This is a genomic window from Pedobacter sp. V48, from assembly GCF_000523515.1.
In the GTDB taxonomy this organism is placed as follows: domain Bacteria; phylum Bacteroidota; class Bacteroidia; order Sphingobacteriales; family Sphingobacteriaceae; genus Pedobacter.
This window is the reverse complement of the sequence record NZ_AWRU01000033.1, coordinates 98,015-117,033: the sequence shown is the minus strand read 5'-3', so window position 1 is coordinate 117,033 and position 19,019 is coordinate 98,015. Positions and strand designations below refer to the sequence as shown.

The window sequence follows — 19,019 nt, the reverse complement described above, 5'->3', positions numbered from 1 at the left end:
AACTAAACTTATTTTTTGTGGCGCAATAAACCTGGTTTAGTGCGTCTATATATGGAACCGTTCTCTTATTTAGAGAAAGGATTGCTTACTTTTACCATTTCAGTTTTGTTGGCTGATGAAGATTTCAAAGCAACGTCTTCATTATGGCTATTTGATATACTTGTGGCAAATGTTAAAATCATCATGATGAAAACAGGAACCAGTAAAAGTAAAAATGGCGATACGTTTGCTAACTTTTTCATAATCGTTTTGTTTTGATGAAACAAATAGAATAAATAAAAAAGTGCTGCTAAAATCTTTTAGACGAAGTAGATATTATCCTAGATAAACGGTTAAATTGAATAGTTTTGTGATTAGTTGTATTATTTTGCGAGTTGGTAGAAAAAAAATGCCAGTTCGTCGAAAGCGAACTGCTTAAGCACGCTAATTAATTTATTTTGGACCTATGAAATTTTGTTTAGTCATCGTTTAATGAAAAGTAGAAACTCCATTATTATACATCTTCTCTTTTGGCTCTTTATTGTTCTGTTTGTGGCTGTAGTGGTTATTTACAGTAAAGAACCAGTGTCTTTATATAAGCTTGCTATAAACTTTGGCTTTTCCGGATTGATCAATATTTCTATTTTTTATATTAACTATACTCTGTTAATTCCTTTATTGGTAAAAGAGAACAAGAGATATGGCCTTTACATCATATCCATCATTTTACTAATGTTGATGATGAGCTTCATCAAAACCGTTATAGCTATTTTGCATTCCGAGACTATTTTGCAGCATCTTAATAGTAATGGTGTTGCCGAATATACACCTATTTCTACCTATGCAATTAGTGCATTGTTTATTTCGGGCTTTTTTATAGCTGTTAGTTCGTTGCTTAAACTAGCAATAGATTGGTTTGGAAATGAACATACTCAGCGTAATTTGGAAAGTGAAAAGAAGGAAATGGAATTGCAATTTTTAAAATCGCAATTGAACCCTCACTTTCTGTTTAATTCTTTAAATAACATTTATTCTCTCGCTTATCAGAAATCTGATAAAACTGCTGATGCGATATTAAAGCTATCGGAAATTATGCGCTATATGATCTATGAAAGTAATGACAGCTGGGTTTCTTTAAGTAAAGAAATCGAATATGTGCAAAGCTTTATAGAACTGCAGAAATTGAGATTTAAAGATGGTGCAGCTGTTGAATTTACAATGAATGGAGAAATTGATAATCAACAGATCGTGCCTTTAATATTAATATCATTTGTTGAGAACGCTTTTAAGCATGGGGTAGCTAATGATCCTAAAAATCCGATTAAGATCAATATCATTGCCAATCAGAAGATATTGCATTTTAGTATAACCAATAAAAAGAATAAATATAATAAAGATGAGATGGGTGGCGTAGGGCTAAACAATGTTGAACGGAGGTTGCAATTACTTTATCCGGATAGGTATAAATTAAATATTGTAAATTCGGCTACCCATTACACCAGTGAGTTAATGCTTGATATATGATAAAGTTAAAATGTATTGCGGTTGATGATGAGCCGTTAGCGCTTGATATTATTGAGGACTATGTCTCTAAAGTACCGTTTCTTGAATTAGTTAAGCGGACTGAAAATGCTATAGAGGCTTTACAGCTTGTTCAGGCTGGAGGCATTGATTTGGTGTTCCTAGATATCCAGATGCCAGAGCTTACGGGTATACAGTTCCTTAAAATAGCGAATGGAAAGGCTAGTTACATTTTAACAACAGCTTATTCTCAGTATGCGCTTGAAAGTTACGACCTTAATGTGTCTGACTATTTGTTAAAACCGATTGCATTTGATCGTTTTTATAAAGCTGTGGAAAAGGTGCATAATCAAATGAAGATTGCAGAGCCAGCTCCTGTACCTCAACCCTTTGTTGCGGCTGCTCCTTCACCAGTGGCGTCGAATCCAATACAGGATTTTATTTTTGTTAAAACAGAGCATAAAATCCAGAAGATTCAACTTGACGATATCCTTTATATTGAAGGTTTAAAGGATTACATATCTATTTATACAAGGGCAGAGCGTATTATTACCCTGCAGAATATGAAGAAGATGGATGAGACCTTACCAAAGGGCCAGTTCGTAAGGGTCCATAAATCTTATATCATTTCGCTCGATAAAATAGAGAGTATAGAACGAAGTCGCATTTCTATTTTCGGAAAGATTATTCCAATTGGAGATACCTATCGTGATGAGTTTTTTAAACACATAGATAACAAGAATATATAAATAGAAAGGCTGCTTATGATGCAGCTATTTGATTTAGTTTGGTTCTTATTGCATTCTCAGCTTCCAGAGTAACTACTTCAGGATTTCTTCCTTCAGGTTCTATTGGATTTAAAACTGTCCATCGTAAGCGTTCTCCGAAGCTTAAAGGAAAACTGCCGTATCGAACGAGCTTCCATGAGTTTTCTATTGCCACAGGAACTATCAATGCGTTTGGTACCACTTTTAACAGGGTTGCAATACCACCTACCTGAAAACTTTTTAGCTTACCGTCTTTTGCGCGCGTACCTTCGGGGAAGATCATAGTAGACCATGTGTTTTCCTTCATCCTTCTACCCAGTTTTATTATTTCAGAAATAGCTTGCTTACTGTCTTTGCGATCTATGTTTGCACCGCCTCCATATTTCAGATTAAAGGAAATCGAAGGAATGCCTTTTGTTAACTCAATTTTAGAAATGAATTTAACATGATACTTTCTGAGGAACCATATTAAACCTGGAATATCATACATACTTTGATGGTTGGCAACAAAGATGATAGGCCTGTTGAGCGGTAAATTCTGGTCGTTTTTAAATGTTATTGAAGCGCCTAAGAAAATGTCACAATAGGTGAGAAAGAAATTAAGTGCATCTACCGAAGTTTTATGGGCTTTATATCCAAACAAACGATAAGATACCCATTGAATAGGTTGGAATATAACCAGCGTTAAAAAGAAAAACAGATAAAAGATGGGGCTAAAAATATAGCCAAAAAACTTATTCATAGTTTATACGGTAAAGCTGAACAAAATTACTGTATTTTGGTTATAAATGACCTTCCTGTAATAGAATTTTAGTTTTCAAGATAGCAGCTACGCTCATGCTATCGGTAATTTCGCCATTTATAACCATTTGGTAGGCTTCATTAAATGGTAGCTTTTTAACTACAAGCTGCTCTGTCTCCTCAGGTGAGGAAACTCCAGGACTTAGACCTTTGGCAACATAAATAATTGCGAGCTCATCGCTTACCGAGTTTGACAAGTGCATTCGCTGAATTTCAATCCATTCTGTAGCCATCAGACCTGTTTCTTCAATAAGTTCACGTTTGGCGCCATCCAGAGGATTTGCCAAAAGGGCACCACCACCCTCAGGTATCTCCCAGCTGTAGGCTTTTATAGGGTATCTGTACTGTCCAACAAGCCATGTGTTTAAATCTTCATCAAGTGGCAAAATTCCTATGGCGATATTTTTGAAATGGACTTCGCCATAAATACCTTTGCCACCTGATGGATTGATAACCTGATGCTCTGTTAAACCGATCCAGTTATTCTCATATATTTTATTGCTCTCGAGGGTCTTCCATGGGTTTGTATTTTCCATGCCCGCAATATACAAATTAACTAAAATGATTCTTCATCAGGTCTGGAGTCCTGTTGATCTTGTTTCTTAGTTTTTTTGAATTTAAAATCGTTGTTGCCAAAGCGATAAGAGTAAGTTAAATTGGCCATGGTTCCTTGCATAAATCTCCTAAAATCGATTGTTGAGGTGACCCCATTGGTGGTCATACTCCATCTCCGTGTACTAAATACATCCCTTATATTTAAGCTTAGTGATGATTTTTTGTCTTTGAAATCATATTTAGCACCTGCATCTACACCGTACATTGCATTTCTCTTACCTTGAGCCATTACTTCAGGTGCACGGTAATCTCCCCTAATCTGAAGAGATACATTGTAAGGTAAAATGAAGTTACTGGTTAGGTTGGCGTTCCAGCTGAAACCAGAGTTTTCTACAATTCCGAAAGCAGGAACTCCATTAATTTTGCTTTGATACAAGTTTACGTTAGTTGTAAAGTTCCAGGCTTTAGCAACATCAACCCGTCCGATTAGTTCAAGTCCGCTCGATAGTTGTTTTGTTAAGTTTTGCGGAGTTACAATTGTGATTCCGTTTTCGTCAGGCTCTGTTCTTACTCTTTGTATCACATCATTGGTTTGACGTATATATGCGCTGGAAGTGAATGTTACTTTAGGCCAGAACTTACTATAGCTTAGCTCAAAAGCATGTACATCCTCTGGTTTCAGATTCGGGTTACCCTGACGATAGTTAAGTGGATCAGACACGTCTAGAAATGGGTTGGTGTCCCATCCTCTTGGCCTGTTAACTCTTCTGCTATAGCTAAGCTGCACTTGTTGTTCACCTTTAAATTTCTGAGTTAAGTATACACTCGGATATAACCTTGTATAGGCTACTTTTCCAGGAATGTATTCTAACTGATTTAATTTATACATCCCTAAACGAGTATCTAACGTTGCATCTTCTGCTCTTACACCCACCTGATACCCAAAGCTCTTAACCTGATTTTGGTAATTAAAGTAAAGGGCATGAACCTGATCCTTGCTGTTAAACTCATTGGTTAGAGCGAAATTTACTTCGTATTCTCCTGTTAGGTTGTTTAACTGATCAGAAAATGCTGTATTTTCAGCCAAACGAATTTGACTTCTGTAGCCTGTTTCAATTTTCCCTGCTTTACCTATTGGCAAGGTATAGTCAGTCTGAACATTGTAACTTCTGTTAAAACCGGTTCCATCATTTCGCTGAATGCTTGGCAGTGAGCTGGCAGCATCTCCATCAATATTATAGATGTTTGTGCTATAGATCTGATCATTATCGTTTGTGCCTTCAGAAAAACTTAGATTAAAAGTTAGTTCTTCTCTTGGTTTTTTAAATTTCTGACTAAAGTCCAAATTAAGATCATAACTGCTCCCAAAGCCTTTGTTTGTATTGTTTCTATTGCTTAATTCCAGGGGGTTTTTAACACCATCAAGCTTATCTATATTCAGGAATTCGTTTCTATCGTTATCTCTTGAATTGAAGCCTCCCGAAAAACTGATAACACTCTTGTCTGTAATACTATAGTCGATACCGGCTTTTATGTTATGGCCTTTATCCAGTGATTTTGAATCGGTGTTTTGATTGGCAAAAATTGTAGGGAAAGGACTGTCCAGATAGGTGATATTGCTATATCCACCACCAATGCGATTGCCATAGCGATAACCGTAATTTCCGTAAAGGTTTATTTTTTTGTTTTGAAAACTCAGGTTTGTGCTTGCATTATAATTATCTCGGTTACCTGCACTGAATGCTGCAGAACCATTGAACCCTAATTTCTTATTCTTCTTTAATACGATATTGATAATTCCTGATTGTCCTTCTGCGTCATATTTTGCAGATGGATTGGTAATCAACTCAACGCTTTCGATGGAGCTGGCCGGTATAGACTGCAATATTTGAGCAACGTTTCCGCCGGCTATTAGTGATGGCTTACCATCTATAAGAACCTTTACTCCGGTTGAACCCCTGAGGCTTACATTACCATCAATATCGCTTTGAACAGAGGGTACGTTTTGAAGTAAATCTGAAGCAGATCCGCCTTCACTAACCAAACTTTGATCAACCGAGAAAACTTTTTTATCTATTCCAAGTTGAATGGCACTTTTTTGAGCAGTGATAGCCACCTCATTTAGCACAGTCCCTTTGGCTGGCTTCATCTTGATTGTTCCGAGATTAATGACTTTCTGAGCATCGGAAATAGAAATTGAATCTCTAACCATTGTTTGGTAACCAACATAACTTATTTTGAATGTAAATACTCCTTTTGGTAGACCATTGATAAGTAAATTACCATTTACATCAGTTTGTGCGCCTTTAATAATTGCTTTCGTTTTTCTGTTAAGGATAGTGGCTGTGGCAAACGGCACAGTTTCATTACTTTGAGCATCTACAACTTTGGCCGTAATTTGGCCCTCTCCATTGGTTTGGGCATTAAGTTTTACAGTTGTAATACAAAAGGCAATAGCTAAAAACAGTACTTTGCACGTAGAATTCTTCATTCGGATCTTTCTTTTTTATTAGGTTTCTTTAAGGAGGGACAAAGAAACGGAGGGAAAGTTTAATAATACAGGAGTAACTATTTTATTACATCAAATATGATAAACTACGCAAATGTTTTTTCTAACGACGGGATGACCTATCTGCAGTATAGAAGTCTGATCGATGAGCTTTTATTACAACATAAAACCACAGGCCCTGATGATTCTGATGCCATGTTGCATTACACTAAAATGAATGTGCAACGAATGAGCAGGGTTGATAAAACGGTGAAATTAAATGAGGATTTCCTGAATGTGCTTAACACCGTAAAAAATAAATATCGGTTTCTGGTAATTTCCGAAGGATGGTGTGGGGATGCGGCGCAGATTGTCCCTGTTTTTGACAAAATATCAACCAGTTTTACTGATAAATTTGAGCTCAGGTTTGTTTTGCGAGATAAAAATTTGCCATTGATTGATGCACATCTAACCAAGGGCGGCAGAGCCATTCCAGTATTATTAATTCTAAATCTAAAAGGAGATGTCGTTAAGAAATGGGGCCCAAGGCCTGATGTTCTGCAGGAGTTGTTGGCTGGTTGGAAAAGAGACAGCAGTGATATGATGGAAATCGCGGAAAAACTTCACGGTTGGTATGCAAAGGATAAAACCCAAACTACACAACAAGAATTAACGGAAATATTTAAGGATTTAACCTAATCTACAGATACTGTTAACCCTTCTTGCTGAAGAATTTTACGGTAAACCTCCATTTCAGTAAAAGAACCTTCCAAAACAGCACATTTACCTTTGTTATGGACTTCCCATGCAATTTTTTCTGCCTGGGTTTCAGAATAGTCCAGATATTTCATCATGCAATGAATTACATGATCAAAAGTATTTACATCATCGTTCCATAATATTAAGCGGTGAACTGTTTTTAATGAGGTAAGGATCTCTTCTAATGTAAATGTTTCCTCTTTGGTTTCTGTTGACATATTACAAAAATAAGCTTATTTCAAAATAATGTTGCAGTTAAAGTTATTTTTGCTTAAAATTTGTACTAAACTCAAATATAATGCAGCGTTCAAAGATTGCCGGTATTGGTTATTATGTGCCCAAAAATGTTTATTCTAATGACGATTTATCTCGTTTTATGGATACAAACGATGAATGGATACAGGAGCGTACCGGAATAAAAGAACGTCGTTTTGCGGATAGGCTTGAAGAAACAACTACAACGATGGGGGTTGAGGCCGCTAAAATTGCTATCGAACGTGCTGGCATTACTGCACAAGATGTTGACTTCATCATTTTTGCGACACTTAGTCCTGATTATTATTTTCCGGGTTGCGGGGTTCTGTTGCAGCGTGAAATGAAAATGAAAGAAATAGGTGCACTTGATATCCGAAATCAATGTTCAGGATTTGTTTATGCACTCTCTGTAGCAGACCAGTTTATAAAAACAGGCATGTATAAGAACATACTTGTTGTGGGTAGCGAGAAACATTCATTTGCGATGGATTTTGAAACAAGGAGCAGAAATGTTTCTGTTATATTTGGCGACGGGGCAGGGGCAGTGGTTTTACAACCTACCCAGAAAGAGAACCAAGGTATATTAAGCACACATTTGCATAGCGATGGTGCTGATGCAGAAATTTTAGCAATGTATTATCCCGGTGCTTCGGCAAATAAATGGCTCAAAGATAAGCCCGGATATCCTGATCAGGAACTTGGGGGGTTATTTATGACCACAGAACAGTTGGAAAGCGGTGCCGCATTGCCTTATATGGATGGGCCTGCTGTATTTAAAAAAGCAGTGGTAAAATTCCCGGAAGTAATAAAAGAAGCGTTAAATGCCAACAATCTTACAGAGAAAGATATTGATATGCTGGTTCCTCATCAGGCCAACCTAAGAATAAGCCAATATGTCCAGCAATTACTGGGATTAAGTGATGACAAGGTATTTAATAATATTCAGAAATACGGAAATACTACAGCAGCCTCAGTTCCCATTGCACTTTGTGAGGCATGGGAAGAGGGTAAGATTAAAGATGGAGATCTTGTTTGTCTTGCAGCTTTTGGCTCTGGTTTTACCTGGGCAAGTGCTTTAATCAGGTGGTAAGCTTAATAAGCGCTAGCTTCCCTTTGCTGATCTTGTCATTTGCTCAAAGGCATCCCACATCTCATTCGGAATGGCTTCAAGACCATTAAACTGACCAGCCCCTTGTAACCACTCGCCGCCATCAATGGTAATTACTTCTCCGTTAATGTAACCTGCGAAGTCACTGATTAGAAATGCCGCTAAATTAGCGAGCTCCTGATGTTCACCTACGCGTTTCAAAGGAACCCTATTCTTGAAATCGAACTTCTCTGCCAGATCTCCAGGCAATAACCGTTCCCATGCACCTTTAGTAGGAAAGGGACCAGGGGCAATAGCATTTGTTCGGATACCATACTTACCCCATTCAACCGCTAAAGAGCGTGTCATGGCCAACACACCGCCTTTAGCGCATGCAGAAGGTACTACGTATGCAGAGCCTGTAAAAGCATAGGTGGTAACAATATTTAAAACACTTGCTGTTTGTTTTTCTTTTATCCAATGTTTGCCAAAAGCAAGGGTACAGTTTACAGAACCCTTTAAAACAATATCTATTATCGAAGAAAACGCATTAGCTGACAAGCGTTCAGTTGGTGAAATGAAATTACCGGCGGCGTTGTTAAGCAGTGCATCAACTTTTCCAAAGGTTTTTAATGTCTCGGCCAACACATGCTCAACCTGTTCATATTCCCTGACATCGCAAGCTAGCGCGAGGACTTTTCCGCCAGTTTCTTTCTCCATTTCTAGAGCTGTTTGCTGAAGCACATCAAGCTTACGACTTGTGATAACCAGGTTCGCACCTAATTTCAGAAAATAGGATCCCATGGCTTTCCCTAACCCGGTACCACCACCGGTAACTACAATTGTTTTTCCTTTTAAGGCATCGTCTCTTAACATTGGCTGGTTGAACATGGCTTATTTCTTTTGCAGGTTATCTATAATTGTTTTTAAAATGCTACGGGTTGCAGGGGCCCACCATTGTTTTAACATTAGTTGCAATGCTTCACTTTGATCGGCACTGGTTGCTGTAATTAAATCTTTTCTAATGTTGAGCTTACTCTGTTCCCAGGTATTACGTTCCATAGCCATGTATTTTCTGATCTTTCTCTCGGCAGCTGTGAGGATACTGGCTGGATTTACAATCTCGTCGACCAGACCAACCTGCAATGCCTCTTCAGGGGTAAATAGTTTCCCTTCTAAAAGGCTTCTGGTGGCATTAGCCTGTCCAATCCAGAATGAGTACAGCTTAAAAATGCTGTTAGGTACAATTATGCCTACCGGAACTTCATTTAATCCGATAATGTATTTGCCTTCAGCCATTATTCTATAATCGCAAGCCAGGGCTATAACGCATCCGCCGGCAGGGCTATGTCCATTTATGGCAGCGATTAATGGTTTTTTAAATGAAGTTATTGTTGCTGTAAAATTCAAAAACAGGTGCCAGAATGATTCGGCTTGTTGTTCTGAATAATTGTATAATTCTATAAGGTCTAACCCGGCAGAGAAAAAATGCTCTTTACCGGTAATAATTACCCCTGCAATATTGGGATCCCCCGCTATGTTTATAAGTATATCATTTAACTCCGTGATCATTTCGCGGTTAAGTGCGTTAGATTTACCTCTATCAAGAGTGATAATGCTTAAGTGATCTTTTATGGTGACTCTAATTGTATTCATTTATATTTATTTTACTTCATAGGTGTAAACTGTACGCGCTAAATTCCCAAGCATATCCATGCCTTCTATAACGATTCTGTAGGTTCCGGGTTCATCTGAGTTGAAAAAGTTGAATGCTGCTTTTCCACTTTCATTTGTTACAATATTAGGATTCCAGTAAATAGTAGTCCTGTAGTCGGGTCTGTTATCAGGAGCATCATATTTTGGTGAATAGAATTCTCTTGGTGTATAATATCCTTTTGGAGAGAACGGAATGATGCCTGGTGTGAATGTAGATGCGCTGGAATAGCCACCTCCACGTTTAGTGGTAATAACTAATACACCGCCACCTCCACGACTACCATAAATTGCAGTATTGCCTACTGATTTTAATACTTCAATCGWSNTCRRMAKMSMTTGGGTTWATATTATCCAGAAAATCGCCTTCCATTTGCATGCCATCCAAAACTATTGACATCGGAGTACCATTATTTCTCATTAAATATGGAGTACCATTTCTAATAATCAAGCCGGCAACACGACCCTGTAAACATTGCGACAATACTTGGCAGGTTTGAAGCTGATCAGCTGTTATAATAGCATCGGCGTTACCGGCACCGTTTAAATTTGATGAATTCTTGGCCGGATTCTTTTTCTCTACAATATTCACCTCTTTTAATAAAATTGTACGTTCCAGTATTCCGCGTTTAGTTAAGTCGTCAAAATAGTTTTCACTTTGTTTCAGATATCCTGATAAGGCCTCATTTACATTCACCTCTATGTCGCCTGTATTTTTGTTTTTAGTAACCACCTGCCCTGATACAACATCGAGGACGATATCTACACTCTTTTTGTTTTTTGAGGTTCTGGCTTGCACAATGAATTTAGTACTGTCATTAAAGATCAGGTTGTCGAAATTGAAACGTCCTTGCGCATCAGATAATGTATCAATGGCGAACAATCCTCCGGAGGAAGAGAAAAGTGATACCTTGGAGTTTGGTAAAGGTTTGCCACCATAGCTTGTAACTACTCCACTAATTTTTAATGACTTTTCTGGTTCATAACGGATATTAGGGCCTGCATTATTAATTATATTTTTCCATAATATTCTTCTCCATCCCTGGGTTATCATTAGGTTATCTAAATCCTGCTGCGTTTTTTGATCATCGTGTAAAAAGTAGTAGTTAGGTTTTTCTATGTAACCAATAAGATCTGAGGTAAGCAGCAGGGTCGTAAAAATATTGCTTTCATTTTCTTCATCAGGCATTACCGATGTAGTATTCGTTACAGCTATAGAAAAACTTGCCTGTGCAGGCTTTTCTGCAAAATCGGCCTGAAGGTTTACGTTAACTTTTTCCTTTCTTGCATAGGTCTCTTTAGCGCTGGAAACCTTTGCTGTTATCCTGTCCTTAACATTATTTACAAAAACAAGGCGCTCTGCAACAGGAGTGTTCTGAGCAGAGAACAAGGTGAGTTGAATTATGCCTGAAGGCAAATCCTTTTTAGGAATTGAGGTGGTTATAATTTGTTTTTGAGAAGCCGCTTTGGATATGAAATAAACATTTCCATTGTTTTGTGCAACCAGTTTTAGCTCACCATTTCCTATTAGGTCCGGACTCAATAAAACTTTAGCAACAACATTTTCCGTATTGCTGTTTACCGTAATGACATAACCACTTGGTAATACTCTGGGTAGATTTATAGTGCTTTCGGATCCGTCTTTATATTTTATTTTAGCAGCATAAGTTTTCCCAGGCTGTGGATTGAGTATAAAACTGCCAATTCCTAAGTGTTGTGTGCTAAATTGAGTAACTTCCTGACCATCGTTGTCTATGATTGATCCTGTTACATCTTCGCCCAATCCAGAAGCATTTACAGCTTTGATTCCAATTTTATTAGGTAGGCTTTCCACCAAGTTTCCGCTTTCCGGGAAGAACTGAACATCTATTGCATTTGATGTTGCCTTAACCGGAATTTCTTTGATTATCTTTTTCTTATCTGGAAGAGTTAACGTAGCTATAATTTTCCCGGATTTGTATAAAGAGGGTTGAGTATTTAGGAAACTGATGTTTACCTCCCCCTGGTCATTGGTTACTGCTTTTCCTTTTGCCAGCGTTCTGAAGTTTAACTGAACCTCATATGAGACATCACTTTGCGCATATGGAACGCCTTTTTTATCTGTAAACTTAATACCTGCCTCTACTTTTTCCGCAGCATTTTGCTTGCTAAAAGCATAGCTGGTATTTGTAAAAACATTATTAGCCCATGAATTGCCAATTTTTATGGTTTTATCGAAAAAGAATTCTGTTCCCGCATTTTTCATCCATTGGGTATATGCCCTTATGCGATAGTTACCCTCGGTAAATGAGTCTGGAAGTTTAAAGTCGCCCCAGGTAAATCCCGAAATTACGGGTAGCTTAATCTGCTTTTTAACTGAATCTTTTTCGCTGATCAATTCAACATATAATGCATTGCTGATTGTCGACGGTTTTCCTGTTTGAGCATTTATAACATAAGCTTTAAACCAAATGTCATCACCTATGGCATAATAAGGCTTGTCAAGATGCAGGTGCACTTTTTCCTGCGGATATTTTTCAATATATGCTTCAAGTTTCTTTATCAATGCACTAAAGGGATCATCGTCTGCTTTGTAAGCAAAAATTATAAGTATCCCAAAGCATAGTAACAAAGGCAGAATTAGCTTACGTTTCATAAATAAGAACCTTAACAAATAAAGCCTCAATATACGAAATATTAACTTTAGAACTTATTCTTCCACATCATGCTTTCGACAGGTTTTGTGGTTTTGTTGTTGTATTTAGCATTGGTTTTAGTGTTATACATCGTTTGTATATCACCTTGAACCATAAAGTAAATTAATTGACCAATTGGCATTCCGGCATATATTCTTACCGGTTGTGCACATGAAATTTCTAATGTCCATGTATTGCAAAAACCAACATCACCTTTACCCGCGGTTGCGTGTATGTCTATTCCTAATCTGCCAGTACTGGATTTTCCTTCAAGAAAAGGAATATGAGCATGGGTTTCTGTATATTCTAAAGTAACACCTAGATATAGTGTGCCTGGATGTAGCACATATCCTTCTTTTGGAATTTCGAAATGATCTATTTTATTGTGCGCTTTGGCATCAAGAACTCGGTCTTTATAAGTAGCCAGATACTTGCCCAAATGAACGTCATATGAGTTTGTGCCAAGGCATTCAGGGTTAAAAGGCTCTATTATAATGGTTCCCTTATCTATTTCTTCCAGTATTCGTTTGTCGGACAGTATCATTTTATCTAGTATTTGGACGAAATTATGATTAATTTAAGATACTTTTGCATAGTTTTTCTAAAATAGAGATGCCTGTAGTTTTTAATAAAAATATTGACGAGGACACCATACTTGCTGTATGGAAAATCGAAGAAACTGAAGAGCAGCTGCTTTCGGGCTTACAACTGAAGCAGCATGAGCTAGATGTGATTTCATCGTTAAATAATGGAAAGCGGTTGATTCACTGGTTAAGCACAAGAGTGCTATTAAGGACAATGCTTAATACTTCTGAGTATATCGACTGTCGCATGGATGAGCACGGCAAGCCATATCTTCCTAATCTTGGATACCATATTTCTTTAAGTCATTCTTACGATTATGCGTCGGTGATTGTTGGCAAGACAAACAAGGTGGGGGTTGATATTGAACTTATTAAACACAAAATAAAGAGCATAAGAAATAAGTTCCTGTCTGACTCGGAACTTGCCCAAAAACAGATTGGCGATAACACTAATGGATTATATGTGTGCTGGTGTGCAAAGGAAGCCATCTATAAATGGAATGGGAGAAAGGGGTTAGAGTTTAAACGCGACATTCATATCAAACCTTTCAAGCTTAAAGATGAAGGCAGCCTTAATGCCATTGTAGATCTCCCTGAAGGAACTTTAGAGCTTACTGTACACTACTTTAAAACTAACGATGGCTATATGTTAGGCTATGTGGTAGCTTAACTCTTCATAAAATGAATAAGAAAGTTGAATTTATAGACTGGGGTCTTGTTGATTATCAGGATGCCTGGGATAAACAGGAAGTTTTGTTCAATCAAAGCGTGGCTTTAAAAATACAAAACCGAACAAATAATACCAATTTGGAAACCCCTAATTTTCTGGTCTTTTGCGAGCATCCTCATGTATATACGTTAGGGAAAAGCGGTCATCCTGAAAACTTATTGCTTAATGAACAGGGTTTATTAGAAAAAGAGGCTACCTATTATAAAATTAATCGTGGTGGTGATATAACATACCATGGACCAGGGCAAATAGTGGGTTATCCAATTCTTGATCTGGATAATTTTTTTACCGATATCCATCTTTATTTAAGAACGCTTGAAGAAGCGGTTATTTTAACCTTGAATGATTATGGGATTATATCGGGCCGGTATCCAGGTTATACAGGCGTATGGTTGGATGCTGATAAGGAGAAAGCACGCAAAATATGTGCATTGGGTGTAAGGTGCAGCAGGTGGGTAACCATGCACGGCTTTGCGTTTAATGTAAATACGGATCTTGATTACTTTAAAAATATTGTTCCTTGTGGTATAGACGACAAGGATGTAACGTCTATACAACGTGAGTTAGGCCGTCCGGTAGATATAGAAGAGGTTAAAGGCAGGCTGAAAAATCATATCGCCAGCCTGTTTGATATGAAGCTCATCTGATTCTTTTTTAGAAAAAAAGGATTGAAATTTTGATTTTTTGACATAAAGATTATCTTTATATAAATTAAAACTCAAAACCCTATGGACTACAATTCAGAATACTCTTCAGCCGCGGCTGCCGGATTAGGCGCCGGAACGGTCTTCTTCTGTTTAATCGTGCTAGTTATTGTCTATGCAGGATTATGGAAAACATTCGTTAAAGCCGGAAAACCGGGATGGGCGGCTATAATACCAATTTACAATTTAATTGTCCTTATCGAGATTGTTGGTAAACCTACGATATGGATACTTTGGTTATTGATACCATGTGTAAACATTGTATTTAGTGTTTGGCTAATGAACCTGTTAAGTAAAAGCTTCGGAAAAACAGAAGGTTTTACAGTTGGACTTATTATTTTGCCAATTGTATTCTATCCAATATTAGGCTTTGGTGATGCTAAATATTTAGGCCCATCTGCTGCGGAAGCACAAAATGGCTTTAATAATCCTAACAATCCTTTTGGTAACAACAATCCATTCAATGATCCATTTAACAAACCTCCAACCACACCTGGAATTTAATTGTTAGTGTTTAAAATATATATCTTATCCGCCTGGTCTTCTTTTTTAGACAAGGCGGATATTTTTTTGCTCCCATGTCCATTTAAGTATCTCTTTAAAATAGACTGTCCGGGGTGTGGATTTCAGCGTTCACTAATATTTCTCCTGAAAGGGGATTGGAAAAGGAGTTTTGATATGTATCCACCAGCGATTCCTCTTCTCATTACTTTTATTGTGGGATTATCGGCTAATTACTGGTTTGGTAAAAGGAGCGATAAGTTAATAAAGACACTATATCTAATTACAGGGTCAATTGTGTTAATCAATTACGTTTATAAAATGTGGATACCTCATCCACACTGATAAAATTTCTCAAAACCGTTTCTGTTGTTATTGCGTAAATGTCGAATATGAAATATTCGATGTTAATTCTATCATTATTATTGATATTAGCCTGTAAAAAAGGAGAGGTAAAGTCAATGGATAATAATGGCATAACGGATACGCTTGTCAAGCCAGTCGACACAGTTATTAAACCTGCAGATACAATACCTGTTGATACTGTAATTGTTAAACCAACAGATCCAAATATGGGTAAACAGTTAAACTATCTTGCTCTTGGCGATTCCTATACCATAGGAGAATCGGTAGAACGGTATGAGAATTTCCCAAATCAACTGGCAAATGAACTCACAAAAAAGGGCCTTATCATAACCCCCCCGATCATAGTTGCCAGAACAGGTTGGACAACTAGTGAATTGCAGTCTGGAATTAAAGATTCTGGGGCGCCCGGGCATAAATTTGATATTGTTACTTTACTAATTGGTGTAAATAATCAATATAGAGGCGAATCAAAAGATGTTTACCGTAAGGAGTTTAAAGAGCTCCTTCAAATTGCCATAAATTTCACAAAAGACAAAAAATCGCATGTTTTTGTGGTATCAATTCCCGATTGGGGGGTTACTCCTTATGGCCTAAACAGTGGTCGCGATCCGGAAATCATCGCTAAGGAGATAGATGCCTTTAATGCCATAAACAAGGAAGAAACACTAGCTGCTGGGTTGAACTATACTGACATTACGCCGGCATCCCGATTAGCACTATCCGACAAAACATTGGTTGCTAAGGATGGTCTCCATCCTTCTGGTAAGATGTATGCCGGATGGGCAACAAGCATGGCTCCTGCAGTATGGGAGAATTTAAAATAATTATCTACTCAGCTCTGGAAGTAATATACCTGTAGTCTTTAATTACCGTTTTTAAGAATTCTAATTCGTTCATTCCTACCGGTACCTTAATGGCAAGATGCGTTGCAATTCTTTCAGACATTGTGTAAATTAAATCGGCATTATTTGTTCTGTAAAAAGTACTTATAACCTCGTGGATTAGCTCTGCATCTCTATCTGTAAGTTGATCAGCATAGGTAAAAACGGGGGTGTATTCTTCTTCTACCGGATGAAAAGCAATGTGATTAAATCCCGTACGTGCAACTGTTTTTATGAGTGTAGTGCCGGCAACTATATCACCAATTCTTTGTTTATTTTCCGTTACGGCCACACAGATTAATCCACCTACCTGAGCGGTTAAAGCGAAATCTACCAGCCTAAACAACCAGCGAATGAAATATTGGCCTAAACTTGCCTGGCCACCGTTTAGACTAATTACTTTTATCTTTAGTAACTTCTTTCCTATACTTTGCCCGTTCATAAAAATCTCAGAAATGAGGTCATAAAAAACAAAACAAGCACCATAAATTGACCATATGGAAATGATAAGGATGTTTGATTGTGTGGTTCCGGTAAGTGCAGTTAATACCATAAGCAGAATTCCTACTATTATAAAAGCTCCCAGATCAATTAATCTTGCAGCCACCCGTTCTCCTAATCCTGCGACCGGATAATCAATAGCTATATGCTGACTTGTGTTTACCTGTATTGTTTCCATATAAACTCAAACTTAGATAAAATTTAAAACAAAGAAATGTTCAGGAGAATTAAAATAATGATAATGAATTTTTCTTGTAAAAATCTTTTTTATGCTATTTTACATGAAAATTAAAGCCCTCGCAAAAACCTATGAGAGAATCATTGTTCGTTAAACAGAATTCCGGTAAATGGAAATCCTATGAGCAAATGAGTGCAGCCACGCCAGATGAGCTGGCTGATAGGTTTGTTGACATTACTAATGACCTCGCTTACGCCAAAACATTTTATCCGAAATCAAAAACAACAGAATATTTAAACGGGATTGCGGCTTTGTTGCACCAGTCTATTTATAAAAATAAAAAAGAAAATAGTAATACCTTTATTGAATTCTGGAGGTTTGAGTTGCCTGTCCTTTTTTATACTTATCGCAGGCAGTTGCTATATGCACTGATATTTTTTGTAATCTCCAGCTTAATAGGAATACTATCTGCAAAATATGATGACTCTTTCTTAAGGTTAATACTTGGTGATGGATATGTAAATATGACTAATGAGAATATTGCTAAAGGAGATCCATTCGGGGTTTATAAAAGGCAAGGTGAGTTCAGCATGTTTTTTATGATTGCTGCCAACAATATCTATGTTTCCTTATTGATGTTCGTAAGCGGAATATTCTTCTCCATTGGGCCCGTATTCTTTATTTTAAGGAATGGAATAATGCTTGGCTCATTCGAATATTATTTCTTTAGTAAAGGATTGGGAATGGAATCCATACTGGTTATATGGATTCATGGAACTTTAGAAATATCAGCGATTATAATAGCCGGTGGCGCAGGTTTGGTTTTGGGACATGGTTTATTGTTTCCTAAAACCTATACACGTCTTCAGGCATTTATAAAGAGCGCAAAAGACGGAACCAAGATAGCTTTGGGAATATTACCTATTATTGTAGTGGCTGCAATATTTGAAAGTTTTGTTACCAGGCATACCAATATGCCTGTTTGGTTAAGTGTCTTCATTCTTGGGGCATCATTTTTATTTATGGTTTGGTATGTAGTATTGTATCCTGCCCAACTTATTAAACGCACTCAAAATATAAACAATGTCTGATAAATTAGAATTTAGAAAGCTCAGAGAGTTTGGAGAGATCATTAATGATATGTTCCAGTTCATAAAACAGAACTTTAAGCCATTAATGAAAACGTATATTTATTTATGCGGGTTCTTTGTACTTGCAGGGATGTTGGCTGCAATAATGTATCAGGTTGGATTACAAAAGATCGGTTTCGGCTATGGTGGCAATCAGGCGAACGCCAACCCTTTTAACAGATTTGGCCAGCTGTTCACATTCAATTATTTCGTTGTGATTATCTTTTCTGTACTAAATTATACTGCCATAGTTGTTTCAACCTTAAGTTTTATTGCGTTGTATGTTCAAAAAGGAAACCAGGCACCATCGGTGGAAGAAGTTTGGGCATATTTCAAATATTATTTTCTTCGCGTATTTGGAAGTAGCATTGCAATAAGCATATTTCTGATTGTTTGCCTTTTGTTTTGTGGTCTGCCATTTTTCTATGTATTTCCGGCAATGTCTCTTTTCTATTCTATAATGGTGCTTGAGAACGGGAGTTTTGAATATTCATTTAGCCGATCTTTCAAGCTGTTAAAAGATCAATGGTGGGTAACTGCGGGAGTGATATTAGTAATATGGATAATTACCTATGCATGCATGTCTATGGCTTCTATGCCAGCTATAATACTTACCATGGTTTCTGCATTTACAAAAGCATCCGGTGGTATGAGCACTTTGATCATTGTTGTATCTACAGTTATTCAATATGTATGTCAGGTGTTTATGGTCTTGCCTGTTATAGGTGTTACACTTTGTTATTTTAACCTGGTAGAACGTTTGGATAATACCGGATTATTGGAAAGGATAAGTCAACTTGGAAAGTCCGAAACGGATTTGAATTCTACCCCTGAGGATTATTAG

Annotated in this window: 20 protein-coding genes; 11 read left to right on the top strand and 9 right to left on the bottom strand. The window is 37.3% G+C overall.

Annotated features, from left to right (window positions below; genetic code table 11):
• Positions 1-65: 65 nt before the first annotated feature.
• Positions 66-242, bottom strand: coding sequence for a hypothetical protein (locus N824_RS32090; protein ID WP_161662359.1), 177 nt, complete (start codon positions 240-242; stop codon positions 66-68).
• Between the two features lie 229 nt (positions 243-471).
• Between N824_RS32090 and N824_RS24865 the strand changes: the two genes are divergently transcribed.
• Both N824_RS24865 and N824_RS24860 read left to right on the top strand, forming a co-directional pair.
• Positions 472-1,503, top strand: a complete 1,032-nt coding sequence (locus tag N824_RS24865) for a sensor histidine kinase (protein WP_048907817.1) — start codon at positions 472-474, stop codon at positions 1,501-1,503.
• Positions 1,500-2,249: a LytTR family DNA-binding domain-containing protein gene (locus tag N824_RS24860; protein ID WP_048907816.1), complete on the top strand. Its 750-nt coding sequence runs from the start codon at positions 1,500-1,502 to the stop codon at positions 2,247-2,249. Before N824_RS24865 ends, N824_RS24860 begins: the two co-directional genes overlap by 4 nt.
• A gap of 13 nt (positions 2,250-2,262) precedes the next feature.
• On the opposite strand, the gene N824_RS24855 is transcribed toward N824_RS24860, so the two are convergent.
• Genes N824_RS24855 through N824_RS24845 form a run of 3 tightly spaced genes read right to left on the bottom strand, consistent with a single transcriptional unit; the run spans position 2,263 to position 6,114 of the window.
• Positions 2,263-3,009: a 1-acyl-sn-glycerol-3-phosphate acyltransferase gene (locus N824_RS24855; RefSeq protein WP_048907815.1), complete on the bottom strand. Its 747-nt coding sequence runs from the start codon at positions 3,007-3,009 to the stop codon at positions 2,263-2,265.
• Positions 3,010-3,049: 40 nt separating this feature from the next.
• Complete coding sequence (locus N824_RS24850; RefSeq protein ID WP_048907814.1) at positions 3,050-3,604, bottom strand: NUDIX hydrolase; 555 nt, start codon at positions 3,602-3,604, stop codon at positions 3,050-3,052.
• Between the two features lie 20 nt (positions 3,605-3,624).
• Complete coding sequence (locus N824_RS24845) at positions 3,625-6,114, bottom strand: TonB-dependent receptor domain-containing protein (RefSeq protein ID WP_048907813.1); 2,490 nt, start codon at positions 6,112-6,114, stop codon at positions 3,625-3,627.
• Between the two features lie 96 nt (positions 6,115-6,210).
• Here N824_RS24845 and N824_RS24840 point away from each other — a divergent pair, with 96 nt between their 5' ends.
• Entirely contained in the window at positions 6,211-6,810 is a 600-nt protein-coding gene (locus N824_RS24840) for a thioredoxin family protein (protein ID WP_048907812.1), read from the top strand.
• Here N824_RS24840 and N824_RS24835 read toward each other — a convergent pair.
• A complete protein-coding gene (locus tag N824_RS24835) occupies positions 6,807-7,088 on the bottom strand; it encodes an ATP-dependent Clp protease adaptor ClpS (RefSeq protein WP_048907811.1) in 282 nt (93 codons plus the stop codon). The two genes, N824_RS24840 and N824_RS24835, sit on opposite strands and share 4 nt — an antisense overlap.
• 80 nt (positions 7,089-7,168) lie before the next feature.
• On the opposite strand from N824_RS24835, the gene N824_RS24830 reads away from it, so the two are divergent.
• Positions 7,169-8,215: a 3-oxoacyl-ACP synthase III family protein gene (locus N824_RS24830; RefSeq protein ID WP_048907810.1), complete on the top strand. Its 1,047-nt coding sequence runs from the start codon at positions 7,169-7,171 to the stop codon at positions 8,213-8,215.
• Positions 8,216-8,227: 12 nt separating this feature from the next.
• Here N824_RS24830 and N824_RS24825 read toward each other — a convergent pair whose 3' ends face one another.
• The 3 genes from N824_RS24825 to dcd form a co-directional block, all read right to left on the bottom strand.
• Positions 8,228-9,103, bottom strand: a complete 876-nt coding sequence (locus N824_RS24825; protein WP_048907809.1) for an SDR family oxidoreductase — start codon at positions 9,101-9,103, stop codon at positions 8,228-8,230.
• A gap of 3 nt (positions 9,104-9,106) precedes the next feature.
• Positions 9,107-9,868: an enoyl-CoA hydratase/isomerase family protein gene (locus tag N824_RS24820; RefSeq protein ID WP_048907808.1), complete on the bottom strand. Its 762-nt coding sequence runs from the start codon at positions 9,866-9,868 to the stop codon at positions 9,107-9,109.
• 2,739 nt (positions 9,869-12,607) lie between these two features.
• Entirely contained in the window at positions 12,608-13,144 is a 537-nt protein-coding gene (dcd, locus tag N824_RS24810; RefSeq protein ID WP_048907807.1) for a dCTP deaminase, read from the bottom strand.
• Between the two features lie 68 nt (positions 13,145-13,212).
• Here dcd and N824_RS24805 point away from each other — a divergent pair, with 68 nt between their 5' ends.
• From N824_RS24805 to N824_RS24785, 5 genes are all read left to right on the top strand, one after another.
• Positions 13,213-13,854 carry a 4'-phosphopantetheinyl transferase superfamily protein gene (locus N824_RS24805; protein WP_048907806.1) on the top strand — a complete coding sequence of 214 codons (642 nt, stop codon included), beginning with the start codon at positions 13,213-13,215 and terminating at the stop codon, positions 13,852-13,854.
• Between the two features lie 11 nt (positions 13,855-13,865).
• Positions 13,866-14,561, top strand: coding sequence for a lipoyl(octanoyl) transferase LipB (gene lipB, locus N824_RS24800; RefSeq protein WP_048907805.1), 696 nt, complete (start codon positions 13,866-13,868; stop codon positions 14,559-14,561).
• 81 nt (positions 14,562-14,642) lie between these two features.
• Positions 14,643-15,122 (top strand): DUF5684 domain-containing protein, encoded by a 480-nt coding sequence (locus N824_RS24795; RefSeq protein ID WP_048907804.1) that lies wholly within the window; start codon positions 14,643-14,645, stop codon positions 15,120-15,122.
• 6 nt (positions 15,123-15,128) lie between these two features.
• The gene (locus N824_RS24790) at positions 15,129-15,464 is read left to right on the top strand and encodes a DUF2752 domain-containing protein (protein ID WP_048907919.1); all 336 of its coding nucleotides are present in this window, start codon (positions 15,129-15,131) and stop codon (positions 15,462-15,464) included.
• A gap of 47 nt (positions 15,465-15,511) precedes the next feature.
• Positions 15,512-16,309 (top strand): SGNH/GDSL hydrolase family protein, encoded by a 798-nt coding sequence (locus N824_RS24785; protein ID WP_200869936.1) that lies wholly within the window; start codon positions 15,512-15,514, stop codon positions 16,307-16,309.
• A gap of 4 nt (positions 16,310-16,313) precedes the next feature.
• Here the strand turns inward: N824_RS24785 and N824_RS24780 are convergent, their stop codons facing one another.
• Positions 16,314-17,045, bottom strand: coding sequence for an RDD family protein (locus N824_RS24780; RefSeq protein ID WP_048907803.1), 732 nt, complete (start codon positions 17,043-17,045; stop codon positions 16,314-16,316).
• 131 nt (positions 17,046-17,176) lie between these two features.
• Here N824_RS24780 and N824_RS24775 point away from each other — a divergent pair, with 131 nt between their 5' ends.
• Positions 17,177-18,136 (top strand): stage II sporulation protein M, encoded by a 960-nt coding sequence (locus N824_RS24775; RefSeq protein WP_048907802.1) that lies wholly within the window; start codon positions 17,177-17,179, stop codon positions 18,134-18,136.
• Positions 18,129-19,019, top strand: coding sequence for a hypothetical protein (locus N824_RS24770; RefSeq protein ID WP_048907801.1), 891 nt, complete (start codon positions 18,129-18,131; stop codon positions 19,017-19,019). The genes N824_RS24775 and N824_RS24770 overlap by 8 nt, the downstream gene beginning before the upstream one ends.

Excerpts from the sequence above, each read along its gene's own strand:
- N824_RS24855 (WP_048907815.1), bottom strand. The coding sequence starts at position 3,009 with ATGAATAAGTTTTTTGGCTATATTTTTAGCCCCATCTTTTATCTGTTT.
- N824_RS24825 (WP_048907809.1), bottom strand. The coding sequence starts at position 9,103 with ATGTTCAACCAGCCAATGTTAAGAGACGATGCCTTAAAAGGAAAAACA.
- N824_RS24785 (WP_200869936.1), top strand. The coding sequence starts at position 15,512 with ATGAAATATTCGATGTTAATTCTATCATTATTATTGATATTAGCCTGT.
- N824_RS24770 (WP_048907801.1), top strand. The coding sequence starts at position 18,129 with ATGTCTGATAAATTAGAATTTAGAAAGCTCAGAGAGTTTGGAGAGATC.
- N824_RS24845 (WP_048907813.1), bottom strand. The coding sequence starts at position 6,114 with ATGAAGAATTCTACGTGCAAAGTACTGTTTTTAGCTATTGCCTTTTGT.
- N824_RS24865 (WP_048907817.1), top strand. The coding sequence starts at position 472 with ATGAAAAGTAGAAACTCCATTATTATACATCTTCTCTTTTGGCTCTTT.
- N824_RS24805 (WP_048907806.1), top strand. The coding sequence starts at position 13,213 with ATGCCTGTAGTTTTTAATAAAAATATTGACGAGGACACCATACTTGCT.
- N824_RS24850 (WP_048907814.1), bottom strand. The coding sequence starts at position 3,604 with ATGGAAAATACAAACCCATGGAAGACCCTCGAGAGCAATAAAATATAT.
- N824_RS24860 (WP_048907816.1), top strand. The coding sequence starts at position 1,500 with ATGATAAAGTTAAAATGTATTGCGGTTGATGATGAGCCGTTAGCGCTT.
- dcd (WP_048907807.1), bottom strand. The coding sequence starts at position 13,144 with ATGATACTGTCCGACAAACGAATACTGGAAGAAATAGATAAGGGAACC.
- N824_RS24775 (WP_048907802.1), top strand. The coding sequence starts at position 17,177 with ATGAGAGAATCATTGTTCGTTAAACAGAATTCCGGTAAATGGAAATCC.
- N824_RS24830 (WP_048907810.1), top strand. The coding sequence starts at position 7,169 with ATGCAGCGTTCAAAGATTGCCGGTATTGGTTATTATGTGCCCAAAAAT.
- N824_RS32090 (WP_161662359.1), bottom strand. The coding sequence starts at position 242 with ATGAAAAAGTTAGCAAACGTATCGCCATTTTTACTTTTACTGGTTCCT.
- lipB (WP_048907805.1), top strand. The coding sequence starts at position 13,866 with ATGAATAAGAAAGTTGAATTTATAGACTGGGGTCTTGTTGATTATCAG.
- N824_RS24795 (WP_048907804.1), top strand. The coding sequence starts at position 14,643 with ATGGACTACAATTCAGAATACTCTTCAGCCGCGGCTGCCGGATTAGGC.
- N824_RS24820 (WP_048907808.1), bottom strand. The coding sequence starts at position 9,868 with ATGAATACAATTAGAGTCACCATAAAAGATCACTTAAGCATTATCACT.
- N824_RS24840 (WP_048907812.1), top strand. The coding sequence starts at position 6,211 with ATGATAAACTACGCAAATGTTTTTTCTAACGACGGGATGACCTATCTG.
- N824_RS24835 (WP_048907811.1), bottom strand. The coding sequence starts at position 7,088 with ATGTCAACAGAAACCAAAGAGGAAACATTTACATTAGAAGAGATCCTT.
- N824_RS24780 (WP_048907803.1), bottom strand. The coding sequence starts at position 17,045 with ATGGAAACAATACAGGTAAACACAAGTCAGCATATAGCTATTGATTAT.